At 60.3% G+C, this 19,287-nt stretch carries 12 protein-coding genes; 1 reads left to right on the top strand and 11 read right to left on the bottom strand.

The features are described 5' to 3' along the window. Positions 1–46: 46 nt before the first annotated feature. On the top strand, positions 47–271 hold the full coding sequence (locus F6R97_RS00690; protein WP_038983339.1) for a YgdI/YgdR family lipoprotein: 225 nt from the start codon (positions 47–49) through the stop codon (positions 269–271). A gap of 160 nt (positions 272–431) precedes the next feature. Here F6R97_RS00690 and F6R97_RS00685 read toward each other — a convergent pair whose 3' ends face one another. The 11 genes from F6R97_RS00685 to F6R97_RS00635 all read right to left on the bottom strand — a co-directional run bounded on the left by F6R97_RS00685 (position 432) and on the right by F6R97_RS00635 (position 19,165). Further along, positions 432–1,637 (bottom strand): DUF1624 domain-containing protein, encoded by a 1,206-nt coding sequence (locus tag F6R97_RS00685; protein ID WP_048393457.1) that lies wholly within the window; start codon positions 1,635–1,637, stop codon positions 432–434. Positions 1,638–1,711: 74 nt separating this feature from the next. Further along, the gene (locus F6R97_RS00680; protein WP_048393459.1) at positions 1,712–2,086 is read right to left on the bottom strand and encodes a hypothetical protein; all 375 of its coding nucleotides are present in this window, start codon (positions 2,084–2,086) and stop codon (positions 1,712–1,714) included. A 281-nt stretch (positions 2,087–2,367) separates the two neighbouring features. After that, a complete protein-coding gene (locus F6R97_RS00675; RefSeq protein ID WP_048393461.1) occupies positions 2,368–4,221 on the bottom strand; it encodes a polyurethanase in 1,854 nt (617 codons plus the stop codon). 97 nt (positions 4,222–4,318) lie between these two features. Then, entirely contained in the window at positions 4,319–6,016 is a 1,698-nt protein-coding gene (locus tag F6R97_RS00670; RefSeq protein ID WP_315865820.1) for a polyurethanase, read from the bottom strand. Positions 6,017–6,039: 23 nt separating this feature from the next. Continuing rightward, a complete protein-coding gene (locus F6R97_RS00665; protein WP_315865819.1) occupies positions 6,040–9,087 on the bottom strand; it encodes an autotransporter domain-containing protein in 3,048 nt (1,015 codons plus the stop codon). Positions 9,088–9,416: 329 nt separating this feature from the next. Beyond that, entirely contained in the window at positions 9,417–12,374 is a 2,958-nt protein-coding gene (locus tag F6R97_RS00660; protein WP_315865855.1) for an autotransporter domain-containing protein, read from the bottom strand. A 109-nt stretch (positions 12,375–12,483) separates the two neighbouring features. Next, a complete protein-coding gene (locus F6R97_RS00655; RefSeq protein WP_315865818.1) occupies positions 12,484–13,863 on the bottom strand; it encodes a TolC family outer membrane protein in 1,380 nt (459 codons plus the stop codon). 2 nt (positions 13,864–13,865) lie between these two features. Next, complete coding sequence (locus F6R97_RS00650; protein WP_007902362.1) at positions 13,866–15,215, bottom strand: HlyD family type I secretion periplasmic adaptor subunit; 1,350 nt, start codon at positions 15,213–15,215, stop codon at positions 13,866–13,868. Further along, the gene (locus tag F6R97_RS00645) at positions 15,212–16,999 is read right to left on the bottom strand and encodes a type I secretion system permease/ATPase (RefSeq protein ID WP_315865817.1); all 1,788 of its coding nucleotides are present in this window, start codon (positions 16,997–16,999) and stop codon (positions 15,212–15,214) included. Before F6R97_RS00645 ends, F6R97_RS00650 begins: the two co-directional genes overlap by 4 nt. Before the next feature lie 206 nt (positions 17,000–17,205). Continuing rightward, positions 17,206–17,631 carry an AprI/Inh family metalloprotease inhibitor gene (locus F6R97_RS00640; RefSeq protein WP_038983346.1) on the bottom strand — a complete coding sequence of 142 codons (426 nt, stop codon included), beginning with the start codon at positions 17,629–17,631 and terminating at the stop codon, positions 17,206–17,208. Positions 17,632–17,707: 76 nt separating this feature from the next. Further along, positions 17,708–19,165, bottom strand: a complete 1,458-nt coding sequence (locus tag F6R97_RS00635; protein ID WP_038983347.1) for a serralysin family metalloprotease — start codon at positions 19,163–19,165, stop codon at positions 17,708–17,710. Positions 19,166–19,287 lie beyond the last annotated feature (122 nt).

The raw sequence follows: 19,287 nt of genomic DNA, 5'->3' as shown, positions 1-19,287 counted from the left end.
GAGCGAGGCGTTCGTGCTGTTTTTTTTGAGTGATGGAGAGGTGTGTATGAATATCAAGACTCTGGGTTTACCCCTGGCAGTAGCGGCCTTTCTGGCCCTGGCCGGTTGCTCGACGCCAACGGTCGTGACCCTGCAGAACGGCACTCAGTATTTGACCAAGGACATGCCGAACACCAAGACCGAGGATGGATTCTACGAATTTGAAGATATTTCCGGGGCGAAGGTTAAAGTCCGGGCCGATGAAGTGGCCACGGTTCGCAAGGAAGACTGAGCCCTGAACGGGTTGCCCGCAAGCCGGTAAGTTAAAACGCAGAACGTGTGGGAGCGGGCTTGCTCGCGAAGACGGCGGCACAGTCAATATTGATGTTGCCTGACACACCGCTTTCGCGAGCAAGCCCGCTCCCACATTGGGTTCGAACAGCAAATAGGAATCAGAGATATTTGAGAATCGCGATGTCGCGACGGCGCTGCTTGAGATTGGCGAACCAGCGCGTCGGGAAGAACAGCAACACCCCGAGGATCACGCTCCACAGCCAGACCATGGGCAGGTTATCGAAGCCATAATAAGTGCCCTGATTGGTGCCCCAAATCGCGACGGCCACCAGGTACATCGCCTTGAGCACGTACAGGTGCAGCAAATAGAAAAACATCGGCGCACCGCCGTAGATCGCCAAGGTCGCGGTGGACCAGCGATCCTGGGCTTTCTCGAACAACGCCAAAAGAATCAACCCCAGGCCAAGCGTCGGCATCAGGAACATCAGCGATGGCGGGTACTTCTTCGCGCTCAGGAAACTCATGAAAGTGCGCAACGACTCACCGGTTTGCACCCAAGGCTTCTCGCCATAAACATTCAAGTAGCGGATGAACACGAAGGCCACCAGCAGGCCGACGCCGACTTTCAGTAACCGCGAAATCCGCTCGGCCGGTTCCATGTCCTTACCGAACCATGGCCCGATGGCCCAGCCCAACAGAATCACCCCGATCCACGGCAACACCGGATAGGTCGTGCGAGCCCGAGTGAACTCGGTGATGTCGATGAACACCCGCTGATGCAGGATCGACCACGGCACGTAGAACGGCGACTCCGGCCCTACGGTCACGCCGTCGAGCAGGTTGTGCCCGGCGACAATCGCTACCCCGAGCACGATCAACCAACCGCGCTTGAAGTGCAGCAACCCGGCGAGCGCGATCATGCAAATGCCGATGCACCAGATCACTTGCAACCACAACGTCTTGGGCGGGAACTCGGCGTTCCAGGCGAAGCACACGAACGTAAGCTCCAGAAACACCAGGAACAGCCCGCGCTTGAGCAGGAACACCGACGTCTCGTTGGCCGTGTGTTTCTGGCTGTAGAGCCAGGCCGACAAACCGGTGAGGAAGATGAACACCGGGGCGCAGATTGTGCTCAGCAGTCGGGTGAAGAACAGGTCCGGGGTAACGCTCAAGGCGTCGATCGGGTCGGTCACCTGACGGTGCAGCAAAAAGGTTTCCCGCACATGGTCGACCAGCATACAGAGCATGACGAAGCCGCGCAGGGCATCGATGGCGAGCATCCGGCTGGTGGTTTTTGCAGCGCTGGAGGCAAGCGCAGAAGAAACACTTCCCGCCTGCCCGGCCACGCTTGTGGATAGGGTCATATCAGTCACTCATGTGGTGGTCAGTGGGCTCGGCTCTGTTTCTTTAGCCTGGCAACGCCCGTTTCGGTCATTGCTCAGTGAGTCCCTGGAATGCTGTTATCGCAGGAGAAGGACGGCCCTGCGCGCCCGATCAGTCGTTCCTGCATCCGCTGGCAACGCTCCCGTTCCTGCTGCATTGAACGATCAATGCTGATATTGCCGGTCTTCTCCGGTTGTTTGCCGTCGCCCAGGCGCACTGTCACCCAAGGCTGTTCCGGCTGGACCTGAAAGCGGCTTTTTTCTTCGATGGGCTTGGCGGGTTTGGTGGTTTCGATCGCCGCCGGTTTCGGCAGTTGATCGGAGGTGACCCCGTAACGGGTCAGAATCGAGCTTTGAGGCAGTTCTGCGGCGGCGGTTGCCGATAACAAGGCCAGCGCCAAACCGAAGGTGAACCTCTTGCTGTTACTCACGTTGCAAAATCTCCTGTACTCAATGGCGGCATGCAGCACCTGCGTTATAGTATAACGCGCGAATGGGCTGATGGTTTAGTGCCAGTTCCTGTTGGTGCAGGTATTGGAGTTCGAGGGTGACCGACGGGTCACGTAGACAGGCAGGTTTACCGCGTTATCGTTCATCGCGGGCAAGCCCGCTCCCACAGGGATTTGATGCGGACACAGATTTTGTGAACATCACCAACCACTGTGGGAGCGGGCTTGCCCGCGATAGGGCCCTGACAGGTGCCCCGCTAAACTCAGGCGATCACAATCCCGCTACCGGACAAACTGTCCAGCCCGACACCCACCAGGGTCACCGAATCACTGCCGAACGTCAGCAGCGTATCCTGCCCCACCGCCGTGGCATGGGCCCGATAATCATCGTTCGGCGAAACGCCCTGAACCCCGAGGAACACCAGTTTGTCGTTGGCTTGATAACCCACCACCCGGTCCTGGCCAAACGCGCCGCTGAACAGGAACGTATCGACTCCGCCGCCCGACTCCATCAGGTCGTTGCCCGCCCCGCCGACAAACACGTCGTTGCCGGTGCTGCCGAGCAAATGGTCGTTGCCATCGAAGCCAAACATCCAGTCACCCGTTGCGTGCGCGTTGAGGGTGTCGGCACCGATCGTGCCCTTCACGCTTGAGGCGTACTGGGTCAGGTTGCCGCCGGACGCAAGGCCATTGGCGGTGACGCTGTGGGTCACGTCATCCTTGAACACGCCCCAGAGAAAACCCGGCTCCTTGGTGACGATGCTGCCGATGTCACGGGTGATGCTGATGCCGCCATTGGCGTCGCGCACGTACAGGTTGCCGGCACCGTCATTGGCGAAGACGAAGTTCTTCACCGACTGCTGCAGGTCCAAAACGTTGCTGCCCTTGCCGCCCAACAGAATGTTGTAGCCACCGCCATCGCGGAAGGTGTCGTTACCGTCGCGGCCTTCCAGGTAGTCGTTGCCCTTGCCGCCCTGGATCAGGTCATTGCCGTCGCTGCCGATGATGAAGGTGCTGCCCTTGTGGGTTTCGGCGTTGCGGTTCAAGTCCTGGACCCAGGTGTTGCTGCGCGCCGGGTCCGAGAGGTTGGCGACGATGATGGTCGAGTCTTTGCTGGTCAGGTCGTAGAACGTCGACTCCATCACCCGGTTCATGCCGTCGCCGTAAGCGGTTGGCAGGTGCGAAATCCAGGTGGGAATGTTGAGGATCGAGAACGGCAGCACATTCCACGCCGTCGAGGCGTAGTGGTCGTTGAAGCTGACGATGTTATCGGTCGTCGAATCCTTGGCGGCATCGTGCACGCCTACCGAGGACAGGTTGAACGACGAGCCATCGAGGGCACGGAATACCGGATCGTTTTCATAACCGATGTTCAGCACTTTGTCGGTGCTGCTTTGGGTCGGCGAGGCGTAGGCGATGTAGTTGGAATCCTGGTAAAACCCGGACCACTTATCGCTGCTCAAGTCCGCCAGGCTATTGACCGCCAATCCGCCGAGGCTGTGGCCGCTGACCAGCACGTCCTTGCCCGATAAGCCATTGGCCTGGGCAAATGCTGCAACGTCAGCGAGCAAATTGCCGAAGGCTTCGCCCGCGTAGTTTTTTGCGTAATCCTTGGGCCCTAGCGCGGCCATCAGATCGTTGATCACGTCGCCGATGGAGTCGCCGATCTGGATTTCTCGCGGGCCGCTGGTGCCGCGAAAGGCGATGCCGATTTCGGTGAGATGCCCCTGGGCGTCGTACTTGCCGAGGATCTCCACTTGGGCGCTGGTGTAACCGGCCTTCTCGCCGAAGAAGGTTCCGCGAGCGTCGGTCTTGCCGTCATAGCCCAGTTGCGCGGCGGTGATCGGCGTCCAGCCGGCCTTTTGCACCGCTTCAAGTGCGGCTTTCTCCGAGTCGGGGTTCCACGGGATGCCGGGGATGACGCCCTGGGAATCGGTGCCGCCGATCAGCGCGGTGACCAGGGTTGCCGGCAAGCCCAGGCCGAAGCCGTTCTGCTGGTAACCGGTGGCGAAACCGTTGTCGAGGTTGTGATAGGAATACAGCGTGATCGCCATGGCGTCGCTGAACAACGCCTTGGAGTCTGCTGTATCGAAGTTCTTGTAGTCATACACACCCATTGGTATTGCCTCTCTCTTTGTTGGAATTGTCAGAGATAGCTCACAACCAGGACGCCTCACTGACGAGGCGCCCCGGAGCATTCAGTGCATGCAGCCTTTACGCAAACGTAATTCCCGAAGCGGAGAGATTATCCAGACCTACGCCCACCAGCGTTACGGCGTAATCGCCAATCTTGAGCACAGTGTCGTTGCCGGCCTGTGATGCGTGCTGAGTGAAGTCATACCCCTGCCCCGCGCCCTGGACGCCCATGAACACCAGTTTGTCGCTGCCTTGGTAGCCATTGATCGCGTCGAAACCGAAGGCGCCGCTGAACAGGAAGGTGTTGCCGCCCCCCGAGGCATGCATCACGTCATTGCCTGCGCCACCGACGAAGGTCACGTCGCTTTTGTCGCTGCGCAGCAGATCGTCGCCGGCGTTGCCGAACAGCCAGTCACCGTCGACGCTGGCCACCAGCGTGTTGCCGTAGGCATCGCCGTTGATCGAATGGTTGTAGTGCGTCAGTTCGCTGCCATGGAGCAGGCCATTGGCGGTGACGTTGTAGGTGATGTCCTTGCTCCCCCACCACGAACCCGACTCCTTGCTCACCAGCGCGCCGATGTCGCGGGTCATGCTAATGCCGCCGTAGGCGTCGCGCACATACAGCGTGCCATCGCCGTCATTGGCAAAGCTGAAGTTCTGCAACGGCTTCTGCAGTTCGAAGGTATTGCTGCCCTTGCCCCCCAGCAGCAGGTTGTAGCCACCGTCATCGCGGAACCGGTCGTTACCGTCACGGCCTTCGATGAAGTCATTGCCCGCGCCGCCCTTGAGCAAGTCATTGCTGTCGGTGCCGATGATGAACGTGCTGCCGGTGTGGGGTTCACCGCTACGGCCCAAGTCCTCGACCCAGGTGCTGCCTCGAGACGATTCCGACAGGTTGGACACGATCAGCGTCGAGTCCTTGTCGGTAAGGTCGTAGAAGCGCGAGTCGATCACCCGGTTCAAGCCGTCGGCATAGCCCAACGAACCATGGGCCGACCAGTTCAGCGGGTTGAGGATGCTGAACGGCACCAGGTTCTGCGCGGTGGAGGCGTATTGGTCATTGAAGTTGACGATGTTGTTGGTCGCCGAATCCTGATGACCATCGTGCTTGCCCAGCGAGCCACTGCTGAAGGTGGTGCCGTCGAGCACTCGAAACACCGGGTCATTCTCGTAGCCGATGTTCAGCACGTTGTTGCCGGTGGCGCTTTGGGTCGGCGAGGCGAACGCAATGTAGTTGGCGTCCTTGAAGAAACCGCCCCAATTATTGCCGCTCAGTTCCGCCAGGCTGTTAACGCCTAACCCGCCGAGGCTGTGCCCGCTGACCAGTAGGTCCTTGGCACTCAAACCGTGGGCGATGGCAAACGCGGCGACGTCCTTGAGCAAAGTGTCGAAGGCGTTTTTCGCGTAGTTCGTCGCGTAATCCACCGGACCGACCGCGGCCAACAGGTTATTTTTCATGTCGCCGAAGGTGTCGCTGTACCCCAGGCCACCGGTGCCACGGAAGGCGATACCGATGCCGATCAGCTTCCCTGCCCCATCGTATTTGCCGAGCACTTCGGCTTCAGCACTGGTGAAACCTTCCTTCTCGCCATAGAAGGTGCCTTGAGCGCCGACGTTGCCCTGATAGCCCAACGCTGCCGCGCCAATCGGCGCCCACGCGGTCGCCGGCAGTGGCTGGCCGGTGGGCGTGTACGCGTAGAGCGTCAGCGCGATCGCGTCGGAATACAACGCTTTGCCGGCCTCACTGCCGGCATTTTTGTAATCAAACAGTCCCATCTTCTTGCTTCCTTAGCGTCAAATCAGAACTGCCAGTCCAGGGTCAGGCCCACACCGTGGTCTTTTTCCCGAGAGCCGAGCAGCCCGTTGTAATCCAGGTTCAAACGGGTATCGCGGCCCAGCGCCAATCCGGCACGGGCACCGACCACCGCGGCATCGCGGTCCATGGACACGCTTTGCACGCTGAACGCGGTGTCGCCGTTGACGAAGGCCAGGTGGTCTTCGGAACGGGTGTTGCTCAGGTTGTGCTGCCAGCCGAGCGTGCCGGACAGTTCCAGCTGTTGCTGGTCGGACAACGCAATGGCTTTGCTCGCCCGCAGGCCAAGAGTCGAAAGCACCACGTCGCGGTTGTTTTCACCGCCCTTGAGCGCTGCGGCATCACCTTTTTCGCTGAAGCTTTCAGTGTTCAAGTGCACGTAAGCCAAGTTAACGAATGGCTCCAGAGCAACCGGTTGCAGGTCCAGGCGATACGCCGCTTCGGTGAACAGCTGCGCGGAGGTCGCATCGCGTTTGGATTTCTGCTTGCCGCTGACGCCGTTAAATTGCAGGTCACGTTTGACGTCGATGCGATGCCAGCTGTAAGCGCCACCGACGCTCAGGCGCAGCGCGTCGATTTCATGGCCCAGATAGGCACCCAAGTGGTAGCTGTCGACCGAGGCTGACGAATGTGTGCCATCGCCCATGCTCAACGAACTGTCGCTATAACCGGTGACGAAACCCAGTCGCGTATCTTCAGTGATCAAGCCATCGACACCGGCCAGCAGCCCGCCGATGGAGCTGTTGGAACTGGCGTTGTCATGCCCGCCATCGCTCTTGCCCCAAGCGCCGAGCACTTTGAGCCAAGCGTTACTGCGATCATCGGTGGGTGCCGCGGCGTCGAACAGATCGTGCTCGCGCAGACGCTCGCCGACTGCATCACGCAGGTAACGGCTGTCATTGATCAGCAGCGTGCCGATTGCCGGATGAATTTCACCAGAGAGTTGCTGGAACGCTTGTTGCGCGACAGCAGCGGTCGGCGACAGCAGCAGGGTTTCGTAGAGCGGATTGCCGGCGCCCAATTGCTCGGCGGCAGCGGCCACGGCGCGTTGGTTCGGAGTCCGCCCGGCGCTGGTGAAGGATGTCGCGTTGCGCTCCACAGCCAATTGAATGCCGCTAGCCGAGTAGTCGAGAGTGCCGCCGAGGAACAGGTAGTCCGGCACCACCGCACCGAAGCGCCCTTCGATTCCGCCGGCCGCCTGTAGAATGTTGTACTGATTGCCGAGCAGGGATTTCGCTTCGCTGGTGGTCAGCAATGTCGGGCTGTTTTCCAGGGACAGGCTGACCGTCGCGCCTTCGATGACCGCCTTGCCGCTAGCGATGATCTGGTCGCTGCTGGTGGGCGACAGCTCTACGGCGTAGGTCGAGCCGGGCTCGAAAGTCACGTCGCCCGCCACCTGCAAGGTGCCGATGGAGTTGCCGGGCGCCACGGTACCGCCACTTTTCGCGGTCAGCGCCGCGATGCTGCCGTTACCACCGAGGATGCCGCTGTCATTGACGGTGACGGCCGACAGCAGCGAACCGTTGATGGCCAATCGGCCCTGATTGACCAGGGTCGGGCCGGCGTAGGTGTTGGCGCCGGTCAGCACCAGTGTGCCGATGCCCTGCTTGGTCAGGCCACCATGGCCGGAAATGTCGTTGCGCCAGACGTCGAGTCCACAGTGCACGTCATTGCACACACGCTCGGTGGGTTTGCCGGCATCGATGATCGCGCCGATACCTGGCAAGTCCGCGACAAACTGGCTGGAGCCGTAGGCACCTTCGATGCGGAATTCCTCGGGAATGTCCTGCTCGGTCACGAACATCGCCGGGCCATCGATGCCTTTGCGCAGGTTGATCATGCCCCAGCCGTACAGCGAGTCGACGCCGGGTGCACCGAGGTCGGTGGCGGTGGTGCGCAGCACACTGGCGACTTGCGCGCCGGTCATGTACGGGAAGCGTTCCATCAACACCGCCACCGCGCCTGCAACATGTGGCGCCGCCATGGAGGTGCCGTTGTAATTGGCGTAGCCGGTGGTCAGGTCAGCGGCATTGGTGCCGCTGATGATCGAGCTGTAGATCCGGCTGCCCGGCGCCGACACGCAGAAACTCGCGGTGTAGCCGCAGCGCGACGAGAAGGTGCTGATGTTGTAAGGGTCGGGGCTGCTGGTGTCCGGGTTTCTCTGCAACGCGGCGACGGTCATCCAGTTCGGCGCGATCTCAGGGACGAAGTAACCGAGGCCGGCGATGGCGTCCGGGTTGTTGAGGTTGTAGTCGTTGCCAGCGGCGAAGATCGTCACGATGCCACTGCGGGCCGCCGCGATGGCGCCGTCGTAGGCACCGCCGGGTTTGGTCCCCAGCAAAGTCTGGATTTCGTTGAATTGCAGTTGTGCGTCCTGCACGGTGAAGTGCGGATACGCCGGATCCCGACCACCTAGGTCGAAGCGGTCGGTGATGCCGATGCCCCAGCTGTTGTTGATGATCCGCGCGCCGCTGGCGATCAGGGCATCCCAACCGGCCTTGTACACCGCGCCGTCATTGCCACGAATGATCCCGTCTTCCGGGCCCGGGTCGCCGTTGTCGGCGCTGATGATTTGCGCGCCAAAAGCGACGCCGTGCATCGGGCCGCCATCGCGACTGCCCGCGGCAATCCCGCCAACGTGGGTGCCGTGGGCGCCGAGTTTGCCGTTGGAGCCCACCGAGGGCGAACCGTCATAGAGAAAGGTATCCCCGGCTTTGACCGGAATGTACGGGTCGGTGTATTCGCGGATGCCGCTGGTGACCAGCGTGATCACCTTATTGGCCCCGGAAAACTCCGGGTGCAAGGCGTAAACCGGTTGATCGAAGATCCCCAGTTTCACCCCTTTGCCGGTGTAACCGGCGGCGTAGGCATCCTGAGCATTAATCGCCCCCAGGCCCCAGTCGGCGTTGAACTCCGAGCTGCGCCAGCTATCGGAATCGCCTGCCCTGCCGTTTTCCACGTAAGGGTCCGCGTGTGCGGTGCCCAGTGTGGCCAATGCGCAGAGCAAGGCAATATTGTTGTACTTATTATTCATCGAACTACCGTCCTTAGTTGTGTTGCCAAAATCCTTGTGGCCAGGGGGCGCGCGCCTCAATTCCTGTAGGAGCGAGGCTTGCCCGCGAAGGCGGTGTGTCAGTCAACATCAATGCTGCGTGTCACGGCCCTTTCGCGGGCAAGCCTTAATGCCGGTCAGTTAAGCGAATGAACCGCTTTTCGTAGGAGCCAGGCTTGCCGGCGAAGGCGCTCTTAAGGACGCCTTCGCCGGCAAGCCTGGCTCCTACAGGTCCGATTTACCCTTAACTGACTGGCATTAGGGCAAGCCTCGCTCCTACAGGGGTTGCGGTGTTCCAGCCCTTGACCGCATTAAAACTGCCAATTGAGACTCAGCCCGACGCCGTGGCTCTTCTCGCGGCTGGCCAGTTGGCCGGTGTAATCAAGGTTCAACCGAACATCCCGGCTCAAGGCCAGGCTGGCATGGGCGCCCACCAACGCCGCATCGCGAACCAGCGGCGAGCTTTCCACCACGAACGGAGTGCCACCGCTGGCAAACGCCAGGTGTTGCTCGGAATCGGTATTGCTCAGGTTGTGTTGCCAGCCGAGGCTGCCGCTCAGGTCCAGCTGTTGCTGACCGGACAGCGTCAGCGTTTTCAGCGCGCGTACGCCCAAGGTGCTGAGTACTGCGTCACGCCGGTCGCCGCTGCTTTTGAGCGCGGCGGCGTCACCTTTTTCGGTGAAGCCCTCGGTATCGAGATGCACGTAAGCCAGATTGGCGAACGGTTCCAAAGCCAGTGCTTGCAGGTTCAGGCGATAGGCCGCTTCGCCGAACACCTGAGTGGTCCCGGCATCGACCTTGGCTTTCTGTTTGGCGCTGACGTCAGCGTATTGCAGGTCACGTTTGACGTCGGCCCGATGCCAGCTGTAGGCACCACCGGCACTCAGACGCCACGCCCCCATTTCGTGGCCGGCATAGGCACCCAAGTGATAACTGTCGACCTGCGCTGATGAGTGAGTTCCAGAGCCCATGCTGACCGAACTGTCGCTATAACCGGCGACCAGGCCGACACGGGTTTGGTCATCCACCGCGCCATCGACACCCGCCAGCAAACCGCCAATCGAGGTGGTGTAGCCGGCAGTGTCGTGACTGTCATCGGTCTTGCCCCAGGCGCCCAATGCCTTGATCCAGCCGTTGTTTCGGGAACCGTTGGCTTCATTGAGACGCTCACCGAGCGCATCGCGCAGATAGCGACTGTCGTTAATCAATACCGATCCCAGCGCCGGGTAGATTTCCCCCGACAATTGCTGGAACGCTTGTTGCGCCGAACTGGCGGTCGGCGACAGCAGCAGGCTTTCGTAGACCGTGTTACCCGCTCCAAGCCCTTCCACTGCGGCGGCGACGGAACGCTGATTCGGCGTTTGCCCGACGCTGGCGAAGGTCGTGGCGTTACGCTCCACGCTCAGCTGAATGCCGGTCGCGGCGTAATCAAGGCTGCCGCCGATGAACAGGTAGTTGGGCAGCACCGCGCCGAACTGACCTTGAATCCCCCCCGCCGCTTGCAGGATGTTGTACTGATTGCCCAGCAGGCTTTGCACTTGTTGGGTGCTGAGCAAGGTCGGGCTGTTTTCCAGGGACAGGCTCACGGTGGCGCCGCTGATCGTGGCCGTACCGCCGGCAATAATCTGGTCGCTGCTAGTCGGCGAGAGTTCGACGGCATAGGTGGAACCCGGCGCAAACGTCACATCACCGCTGACCTGCAACGTACCGATGGAATTACCGGGCGCCACGGTGCCACCGGCGTTGGCAGTCAAGGCAGCGATCCGTCCGTTCCCGCCGAGGGTGCCACTGTCATTGACGGTGACCGCCGACGTCAGCGAGCCGTTCACCGCCAGCAAACCACCGTTGACCGTGGTCGGGCCGCGATAAGTGTTGTCGCCAGTGAGCATCAACCGCCCGGCACCGGACTTGATCAGGCTGCCTTCGTAGACTCGGTTGGCGGCGGCGGAATCACGCGCTGTGCCCACTGCGTAATCGGTTTGATCCTGCTGACTGGCGCCGACCGGGACAACGTTCTCCCAGCCCTTGTCCTTCAATGTCTGTTGCCAGGCGCTGCGTTCGGCGGCGTCTTCGGCCTGACGCTGAATCAACGCCTTGTCTGAAATGTCATTGCTCCAGACATCGCTTTGCCCTGCCCCCAGATTGGCGTCAAACGACCCGAGCAATTGCCCCGGCCCGCGCATCGCCCTCTCAAGGTTGGCCACACCCCAACCGATGCGCGCGCTCGGTGCCTCGGTGATCGAACCGTCGAGCTGGGTCGCGGTGGTCAGCAGCACCTCCAGCGCCTGCTGATTGTTCATGTACGGATAGCGCTCCATCACCAGCGCCAGTGCCCCGGTGGCATGCGGCGCGGCCATGGAAGTGCCGGACTTGATCGCGTAACCGCCGCCGGGAATGGTGCTGTCGATCTTTGCGCCCGGCGTGGTGATGCACCAATACTTGGCAATCCCGCACTGGTTGTATTTTTGCTGATTGCTTTGATCCAGCCCCGACACTGCCAGCCAGTGGCCTTCCAGATCCGGCTGAAAATAGGGCAAGGCCGAACGCACGCTGGCATTCGGGTAGCCGCTGTTGCCGGCGCTGAACACGTTGATCACGCCGCGCCGCGAAACGTCGGCGGCGGCATCGAGCCAGGTGCCTTTGTTCCAGTGCTGGGCATAGGCGGCGTGCAGATCGTCGAGGGTTCGGTAGCTGACGTCCGGCGGCTGGCTGCCCCAGCTGTTGTTGATCGCGCGAACACCGGCGTCCGCCAGGGCGTCATAGACTGCTTTGAAGTAGCGCGGATCGGGGCTGGGACCGAACAGGAAACTGTCGTTCTTGTTGGTGTTGCCGACATAGATTTGCGCGTTGTACGCCACGCCGTGCATGCCAGTGCCATCCCGCGAAGCGCCCATGGTGCCGGTGACGTGGGTGCCGTGGGAGTCGTTGTTTGTGTTGAGCGTGCCGTTGACGTTGAATGCTGAGCCGTCGACATAGCTGCCACTGGCGGTCACTGCGTGATAACGGTCGGCGGCAAATTCGGGATGGCTGGAATCGAAACCGGAATCCAGCGCGCCGATTTTCACACCCTTGCCGGTGATGCCGGCGGCATAGGCTTGATCGGCCTGCATGCGCGCCAGGCCCCAATCGCGCTGGAACTCTGCCGAGCGCCAACTGGCGGGATCGCCGAGGGTGCCGGTTTCCAGGTAAAGCGCCTGGGCTGAGCCTGGTACTGATGAAATCAAGAGCAATAGCGTGCCGACCGACATCGGCTTGTTCTGTACGTCCATGTTCATGACTCTCGCTTTTTCTTGTTTTTTGTAGGAGCTGCCGCAGGCTGCGATCTTTTAGTGTCAGCAAGACACCGGAAGATCAAAAGATCGCAGCCTTCGGCAGCTCCTACGGGGATGTGCGATTTTCCTTGTTCGGGCCCTGGCCGAAGGCCTCATCCACCTTGGCCAGGTCCTGCTCGTTCAAGGTGCCGGCGTAGTAGTGCAACTTGGTCCAGGCCATCAAATAGTCATAACGCGCCTGGGCCAGATCCCGGCGGGTGGTGAACAGTTGTTGTTCGGCATTCAGCGCATCGAGGTTGACCCGTTCGCCGCCCAAAATGCTTTGCTTGGTCGAAACCACCAGTGCTTCCGCCGACACCAATGCCTTCTGATAAGCCCGCAATTTATTGACCCCCGACAAGCAGGCGCTGAACTGGCGGCGCAACTGGATCAAGGTTTCCCGGGTCTTGCCGTCCAGGTCGTACTCGGCCTGTTCCATGGTGCGGCTGGCCTGTCGGGTCGAGGCCGAGACCCCACCGCCCGCATACAGCGGCACGTTAACTTCGATTCCGATGGTGTTGGTGTCGTAGCGCTGGTTGTAGGTATTGCCGCTTTCCGATTCGTTCTGACGCACCGAGGCGTAGGCACTGACTTTGGGCAGGTGGCCGGCGCGGTTGCGTTCGACCTCGTAGCGCGCCACTTCCACCGCCTGGCGCTGGGAGGCCAGGTTCGGGTTGTTGGCCACCGCCCTCTCGTGCCAGGTGTCGTAATTGGCCGGTTGCAGGGTGAAGGTCTGGAAATTCTGATCCAGCGGCGTCAGGTCGCCAATGTCGATGGCCTGCACGCCAATTAGTGCGCCCAGTTCACGCAGGGCCGCATCCTGTTCGTCCCGTGCCTCGATTTCCTCGGCGGTCGCCAGTTCGTAACGTGACTCGGCTTCGAGGATATCGGTGCGCGTGCCCTCCCCTTGGCGGAACATCTGCTCGTTTTGCTGAAACTGCTGTTCGAAGGCTTTTTTCTTGGCCCGGGCGATATCGATCTGGTCCTGAGCGAACAGCGCCTTGGTGTAATTCTCCAGTACGCGAACCAGCAGTTCCTGGCTCTTGCCGCGAAAGTTTTCATCGGCGAACAGCGATTGCGCCACGCCTTTGCGATACGCCGCATAAGCCTCGTAGTCGAGCAGCGGCTGTTGCAGCGTCAAGGTTGAGCCGTAACTGGTGTAATTGCGGTCCTCGGTGAAGTCGGGTCTCCCCTCATTAATCTGGGTGACCTTGGAGGTGTTACGCCCCTTGTTGTAGTTGTAACCAATCCTGGGCAGCAGCCCGGCGCGGCCAATGGTACGGTTTTCAAGGCCTGCATCGCGTTCCTTGATGGCGCCGAGAAACACCGGATCATTGCGTAACGCTTGCTCATAAATGTCGAACGGCCCCATGGCCATCGCGCTGTTGCACGTCAGCAACGCCACGGTCGCTGCGAGCAAAGAAAACTTATTCATACAGCCGAACATCCTTATTCCTCGGTCAACGCGGAGCCTGCCCGGTCGAGCAGCGGTTTGAACAAATAGTTGAGGAGTGAACGTTCACCGGTACGCACGAACATTTCCGCAGGCATGCCGGGCTTGATCACCAGACCGTTGAGTTTTTCCATGGCCTGGTCACTGACGCTGCTGCGCAGCACGTAATACGGCACGCCGGTTTTCTCATCGACCATCTGGTCGGCGGAGATCAGGCTGACTTCGCCGGGGACTCGCGGGGTACGGCTCTGGTTGAACGCGGTGAACAGAATGTCCACCGGCAGGTGCGTGCCGACCTTGTCGATCAGATTGATCGGCAGGTGTCCTTCCACTTCCAGACGGGTGCCTTGCGGGACAATCTCCAGCAGCGTGTCGCCCTGACGCACCACCGCGCCTTCGGTGTGAACCCCAAGGTTGACGGCGATGCCGTCGGCGGTGGCGATGATTTCGCTGTGTTGCAGGTCGAAGCCAGCGGAAGTCAGTTGCTCTTCCAGGGTCACGCTTTTGAGCTGCGCGTCAGCCAGTTGGCTGCGGACTTCCTTCTGGTATTCCTCGCTGTGCTGTTGCAGTTTCAAGCGGGATTCAAGGATGCCCTGCTCCACCCGCCCGCTTTCGCCGGTGTTTTCTGCCAGCTGTTGCTGCACTTGCGACAACTGACGCTGGTAATCCATCAAGCGGTTGCGCGGGATGTAGCCGTTGTCCGCCAAGGGCTGAAGATTGCTCAGCTGTTGTTGCAGGGAGCTGGCCTGAGCCGTCAGGTCGGTGCGCGCGCGGCGCATGCCGGCCAGTTGCGCGCTGGCGCCTTCGATGTTGGCACGCAGGGCGGCTTGCTCACGGGAAAAGGCTTCGCGACGGCTGCTGAACAATTGCCGTTGGCCTTCGAGTACCAAGGCCAGGCGCGGGTCTGGATCGTTGCTCAGTTCGGCGGGGAAATTCACCTGCTTGAGGTTGTCCCGTTCACTCTGCCAGCGCGCCAGGCTGGCCCACGCCATGCGGTATTGCGCTTGCAGCGATTGCACGTCGGCCGCGACCTGGGTCTGGTCGAGGCGGAACAGCGGCTGGCCCTGCTTCACCACCTGCCCTTCGCGCACCAGAATCTGGCTGACCACGCCGCTGCTCATCGATTGCACGGCTTTGCGCTTGCCCGAGACCACCACGGTCCCCTGCACCGGAATGCCTTGATCGAGCGGCGCGAGGCTCGCCCACGTGAAGAAACTACCGGCACCGACAATCGCCAGAATCCAGCCCATGCGGGCGAAGAAACGTGCGTCGCGCTCAGGGCGTTCGGCGATGTAGTCGTGTTCCATCGTCGCTTCGCTGTCGTCGTTCATGCGTGTGCTGCTCATACACCCGAATTCCTTGTCGTGGGCTGATACTGCCGGCTCATGCTGAGCCCGCCCGGTGCCTGCGCAGGTTTTTCACGTTGTTGTTCCTGGGCTCCTGACTGGTTACCGGCAAGCGCCTTGAGTACTTCCTGGCTTGGGCCGAAGGCCTGCAAGCGTCCTTCGTTGAGCACCAGCAACTTGTCGGCCTGGGCCAGGGCCGAAGAACGATGGGTGACCAGAATCACGCTGGTGCCCTGGGCCTTCATTTGCGCGATGGCGCCGGCCAGTGCCGCTTCGCCGACGGTGTCGAGGTTGGAGTTCGGTTCATCCAGCACCACCAGGCTCGGGTGGCCATACAGCGCGCGAGCCAAGGCCACACGTTGCTTCTGGCCACCGGACAAACCGCTGCCGTCCTCGCCAAGCACGGTGTCGTAGCCCTGTGGCATGCGCAGAATCAGTTCATGAACGCCGGCCTGTTGCGCGGCTTCGACGACTTTTTGCGGATCCGCCTCACGGAATCGGGCGATGTTTTCGGCGATGCTGCCGCTGAACAGTTCGATGTCTTGGGGCAGATAACCGATGTAGGGGCCGAGGTCGTCGCGGTTCCAGCGATGAATGTCCGCTCCGTCGAGGCGCACCGTGCCGCCGAGCGTTGGCCAGACACCGACCAGCACCCGGGCCAGGGTCGATTTACCGGAACCGGATGCCCCGAGCACGCCCAGCACTTCCCCGGCACCCAGGTTGAAATTGACCATGTGCAAAGTCGCTGCTCGTTGCCCTGGCGGGCCAGCGCTGACTTGTTCGAACGTGATCTGGCCTTTCGGCGCCGGCAGCGCCATGGCCTCCTCAGTCGGTGGAAAGGCTTGCAGCAAGGCATCGAGACGGCGGTAAGCGAGTTTGGCGCCGCTCCATTGTTTCCACACAGCGATCAACTGATCGATGGGGCTCAGTACCCGGCCCATCAGGATGGAACCGGCGATCATCATCCCGGCGGTCATGTCACCTTGGATCACCAGCAACGCGCCCAGTCCCAGCACCAGGGATTGCAGGCACAGGCGCAGGGTTTTGCTCAGGGAACTGATGACCGCGCCGGTGTCGCTGGCCTGATTCTGCAAGCCGAGAAAACGCGAGTGCACCTGGAACCAGCGCTTGCGCAAGACCCCCAGCATGCCCATGGCCTGAATGGTTTCGGCGTTATGCAGGTGACTGGTGGCCAGTTGGCTGGATTTCTGGGAAAACCCCGCGGCTTCGCCCAAAGGCTTTTTGGTCATCGCCTCGTTGAGGCAGGCCAGCCCGATCAGTAGCACCGCGCCTGCGGTGGCCAATACGCCGAGCCAGACGTTGAACAGAAAGATCACAAACAAATAGACCGGAAACCACGGTGCGTCGAAGAAGGCAAACAGCGCCGGGCCGGTGACGAATTGGCGAATATGGGTCAGGTCGCCCAGGGATTGCCCCGCGTTGCCCTCGCCCTTGAACAGGTTGCGCTCGAAAGCAGCTTGATACACCCGCAGGTTGAAACGCCGCTCCAGTTGGCTGCCGATACGGATGACAATGAAGCTACGCACGATCTCCAGCAGGCCGATGAAAGCGAAAAACCCGACCACCATCAACGACAACATCGCCAGGGTGGTTTCGTTTTGCGAAGACAGTACCCGGTCATAGACCTGAAGCATATAAATCGACGGGACCAACATCAGCACATTAATCAGTGCGGTAAAACACCCGACGCTGATCAGGATGCTTTTATAGTCGCCCAGTGCCTTGAATAACGGTGCGGTGGCCGGGCTATTCGCCATCTTCATTGGTTTTTCCTGAGGTATTAACCCTCACCTACTTGGCGAGGTTCCAATTAACTGTCCGCACATGGCCGAGACATTCTTTTGCCGGTTATCGCTTACACATTAATAACAACTCTTTGTGTTCTTTAAAGAGTTCCGGTTATTTAATGACTGCTGATAACGGCAATAACGAGTTTTATATTCAACACCTGACGCCGGTCCGGCATTGTTCACTTTTGCGCTGCGCGCTCGAGCGTAATGATCAGACCTGACTTCAAGGCGCTTTTATAAAGCCCCTCATTCTGTCGGCTGAAAAACACAATTCTTGAGCCTTCTTTACCGGTCACGGCAATGCCATCCGGCTCCGGGAACCAGCCGATCGCCGACTCGTTCAGCCAGGCGCCGAGGCAGTCGGCACCCTCACCCAGGGTCTGGTCCGATTTGAGCTCGATCGAACAGACATTCGACGGTTTGTCCTGCAGCGCCTGGGACTCGGGCGAGTCTTGCGCGGTGTTCAAGGTGGCCTGCCATTTCCCGGCGAGTTCCGACGGATCGGCTAATTTCAGGCTGCGTGCCATGGCTACATCTCCAAGAAACATCATCAGCGTCGCCAACAGCCACGCGGTTGCTTTGTAGGTAAAAACGTTCTGGATCATAGGGCGTTTTACTCTGGATCGTCGTTCAAGGGACAGAGAGCGGCGTATCAAACGCCGCCCTCCTTTTTGCCTTGAATCAGGCCACGATGTCCGAGAACGCCGCCTGGCCAACGGTGCTGACCAGGAAGTCAGCCACGCCGTGCCCGGAGAAGTCCACCGACAACAGGCTATTGCCGCCCGAAGTGGTCAATACCGCATCGCCTGCCGCACCGGTGAACGAGTTCACGAAATGCAGGCCCGCGCCTTTGGTGATTCCGGTCAGGTCGATCTTGTCCAGGCCACTGACAAAATCGAGGATCTGGTCGACCGCACCTGGCTTGGAGTCGCTGCTGGCCGCGAACACAAAGGTGTCCGAACCCGAACCGCCCCACAGTTTGTCCGAACCGCCCGCGCCGAAGAGGATGTCGTTGCCGGCACCGCCTTTCAGCTCGTTGGCGACGGTGTTACCGATAAGCAGGTCGCTACCCGAACCGCCAATCGCGTTCTCGACGGTGACGCCTTTGGCAATGGACACGTTGCCCACCATGCCGCCAACATCGGAGAACGAGGCTTCATTGAGGTTGATCTTCTGGTTTTGGGTGAAACCGGAGAAATCCAGGGTGTCCTTGCCGCCCGCATCCCAGACCGAGAACACGACTTTGTCCGACGACGAAGACGCGCTCAGGAAGTCGCGACCGGCGTTGGAGTTGAAGCCGTAGGTGGTGTCACCGGTACGGGTGGTGGTGTTGGCACCGTAGAGTTTCTGGATGGCAGCGATATCGTCCATCAGCGGACCGGACGCATAGGCTTCCACCCCCCCCTTGCTGAAGTTCTGGTCGGTATTGCTTTCACTCCAGTAACTCATGAGGCTGTAACCGCGGGTGTCTTCCCCGTAGGTCGCGTCGTTGTAGGTCGGCGCACCTTCACCGGCGTTGTAGTCGCCAGGGTGAGCCAGGCCCAGGGAATGACCGATTTCATGGGTCAGGGTCTGACGACCGTAGTTGTTCAGGTCCGGCGTCTTGTTGACGTTGTAGCCACTGCCCGTCAGATACCACGAAGTACCGTCATAACCTGGACCGGTGCCTGGCAGGTAGGCGAATGCTGCCGCGCCATCCTGACCACCACTGTAGTTACCGAAGGTCATGTGACCGTCACCGCCAAAAGACTTTTCGGTGAAGGTGACATTGGCCACGTCGGCCCAGGATTGCATGGCGAGTGCGGCCTGTGCTTTCTGTTGCGCGCTGAACTGACTGAACCCGGTGATACCGTGCTTGTTCATGGTGCTCGACGAGGCCGAGGTCAGGAACGTGTAGGTGAGTTCGATTTTGCCGCTGCCGTCCTTGTCCTGGTAGGCAGCGCCGTCACGCAGCAGCTGGGTAGCAGCCTCGTCGACGGAGAAGGAGGGTTTGCCATTGACCGTGAGATTGCCACCCCGATCATACTGATGGCTGAAACTATCGATCTGGTTGTAGGCGGAACTGGGTGCAGCCAGCGCTGGGAATGGCGCAAAGCCCTGTTCGGCAAGATCAATAGCGTTGTCTTTTACTTTCGACATAAACACACTTCCTTGTTTAGCAATGGAACAGTTTTTGTCCGATACGACAATCTCTGGCGAGATCGTCCTATCACTCGCCCAATGAAGGCGTATAAAAACTGACACAATTCGAAATCAAACGT

The organism is Pseudomonas sp. JV414, assembly GCF_032424305.1.
GTDB lineage: Bacteria > Pseudomonadota > Gammaproteobacteria > Pseudomonadales > Pseudomonadaceae > Aquipseudomonas > Aquipseudomonas lini.
The sequence above is the reverse complement of the archived record's forward strand: the minus strand, read 5'-3'. Positions and strand labels throughout refer to the sequence as shown.

Bases quoted from the DNA above. Each gene is read 5' to 3' on its own strand.
- F6R97_RS00670 (WP_315865820.1), bottom strand. From the start codon at position 6,016: ATGGGACTGTTTGATTACAAAAATGCCGGCAGTGAGGCCGGCAAAGCG.
- F6R97_RS00655 (WP_315865818.1), bottom strand. From the start codon at position 13,863: ATGTTCGGCTGTATGAATAAGTTTTCTTTGCTCGCAGCGACCGTGGCG.
- F6R97_RS00635 (WP_038983347.1), bottom strand. From the start codon at position 19,165: ATGTCGAAAGTAAAAGACAACGCTATTGATCTTGCCGAACAGGGCTTT.
- F6R97_RS00660 (WP_315865855.1), bottom strand. From the start codon at position 12,374: ATGGACGTACAGAACAAGCCGATGTCGGTCGGCACGCTATTGCTCTTG.
- F6R97_RS00645 (WP_315865817.1), bottom strand. From the start codon at position 16,999: ATGAAGATGGCGAATAGCCCGGCCACCGCACCGTTATTCAAGGCACTG.
- F6R97_RS00650 (WP_007902362.1), bottom strand. From the start codon at position 15,215: ATGAGCAGCACACGCATGAACGACGACAGCGAAGCGACGATGGAACAC.
- F6R97_RS00665 (WP_315865819.1), bottom strand. From the start codon at position 9,087: ATGAATAATAAGTACAACAATATTGCCTTGCTCTGCGCATTGGCCACA.
- F6R97_RS00640 (WP_038983346.1), bottom strand. From the start codon at position 17,631: ATGATCCAGAACGTTTTTACCTACAAAGCAACCGCGTGGCTGTTGGCG.
- F6R97_RS00690 (WP_038983339.1), top strand. From the start codon at position 47: ATGAATATCAAGACTCTGGGTTTACCCCTGGCAGTAGCGGCCTTTCTG.
- F6R97_RS00685 (WP_048393457.1), bottom strand. From the start codon at position 1,637: ATGACCCTATCCACAAGCGTGGCCGGGCAGGCGGGAAGTGTTTCTTCT.
- F6R97_RS00675 (WP_048393461.1), bottom strand. From the start codon at position 4,221: ATGGGTGTGTATGACTACAAGAACTTCGATACAGCAGACTCCAAGGCG.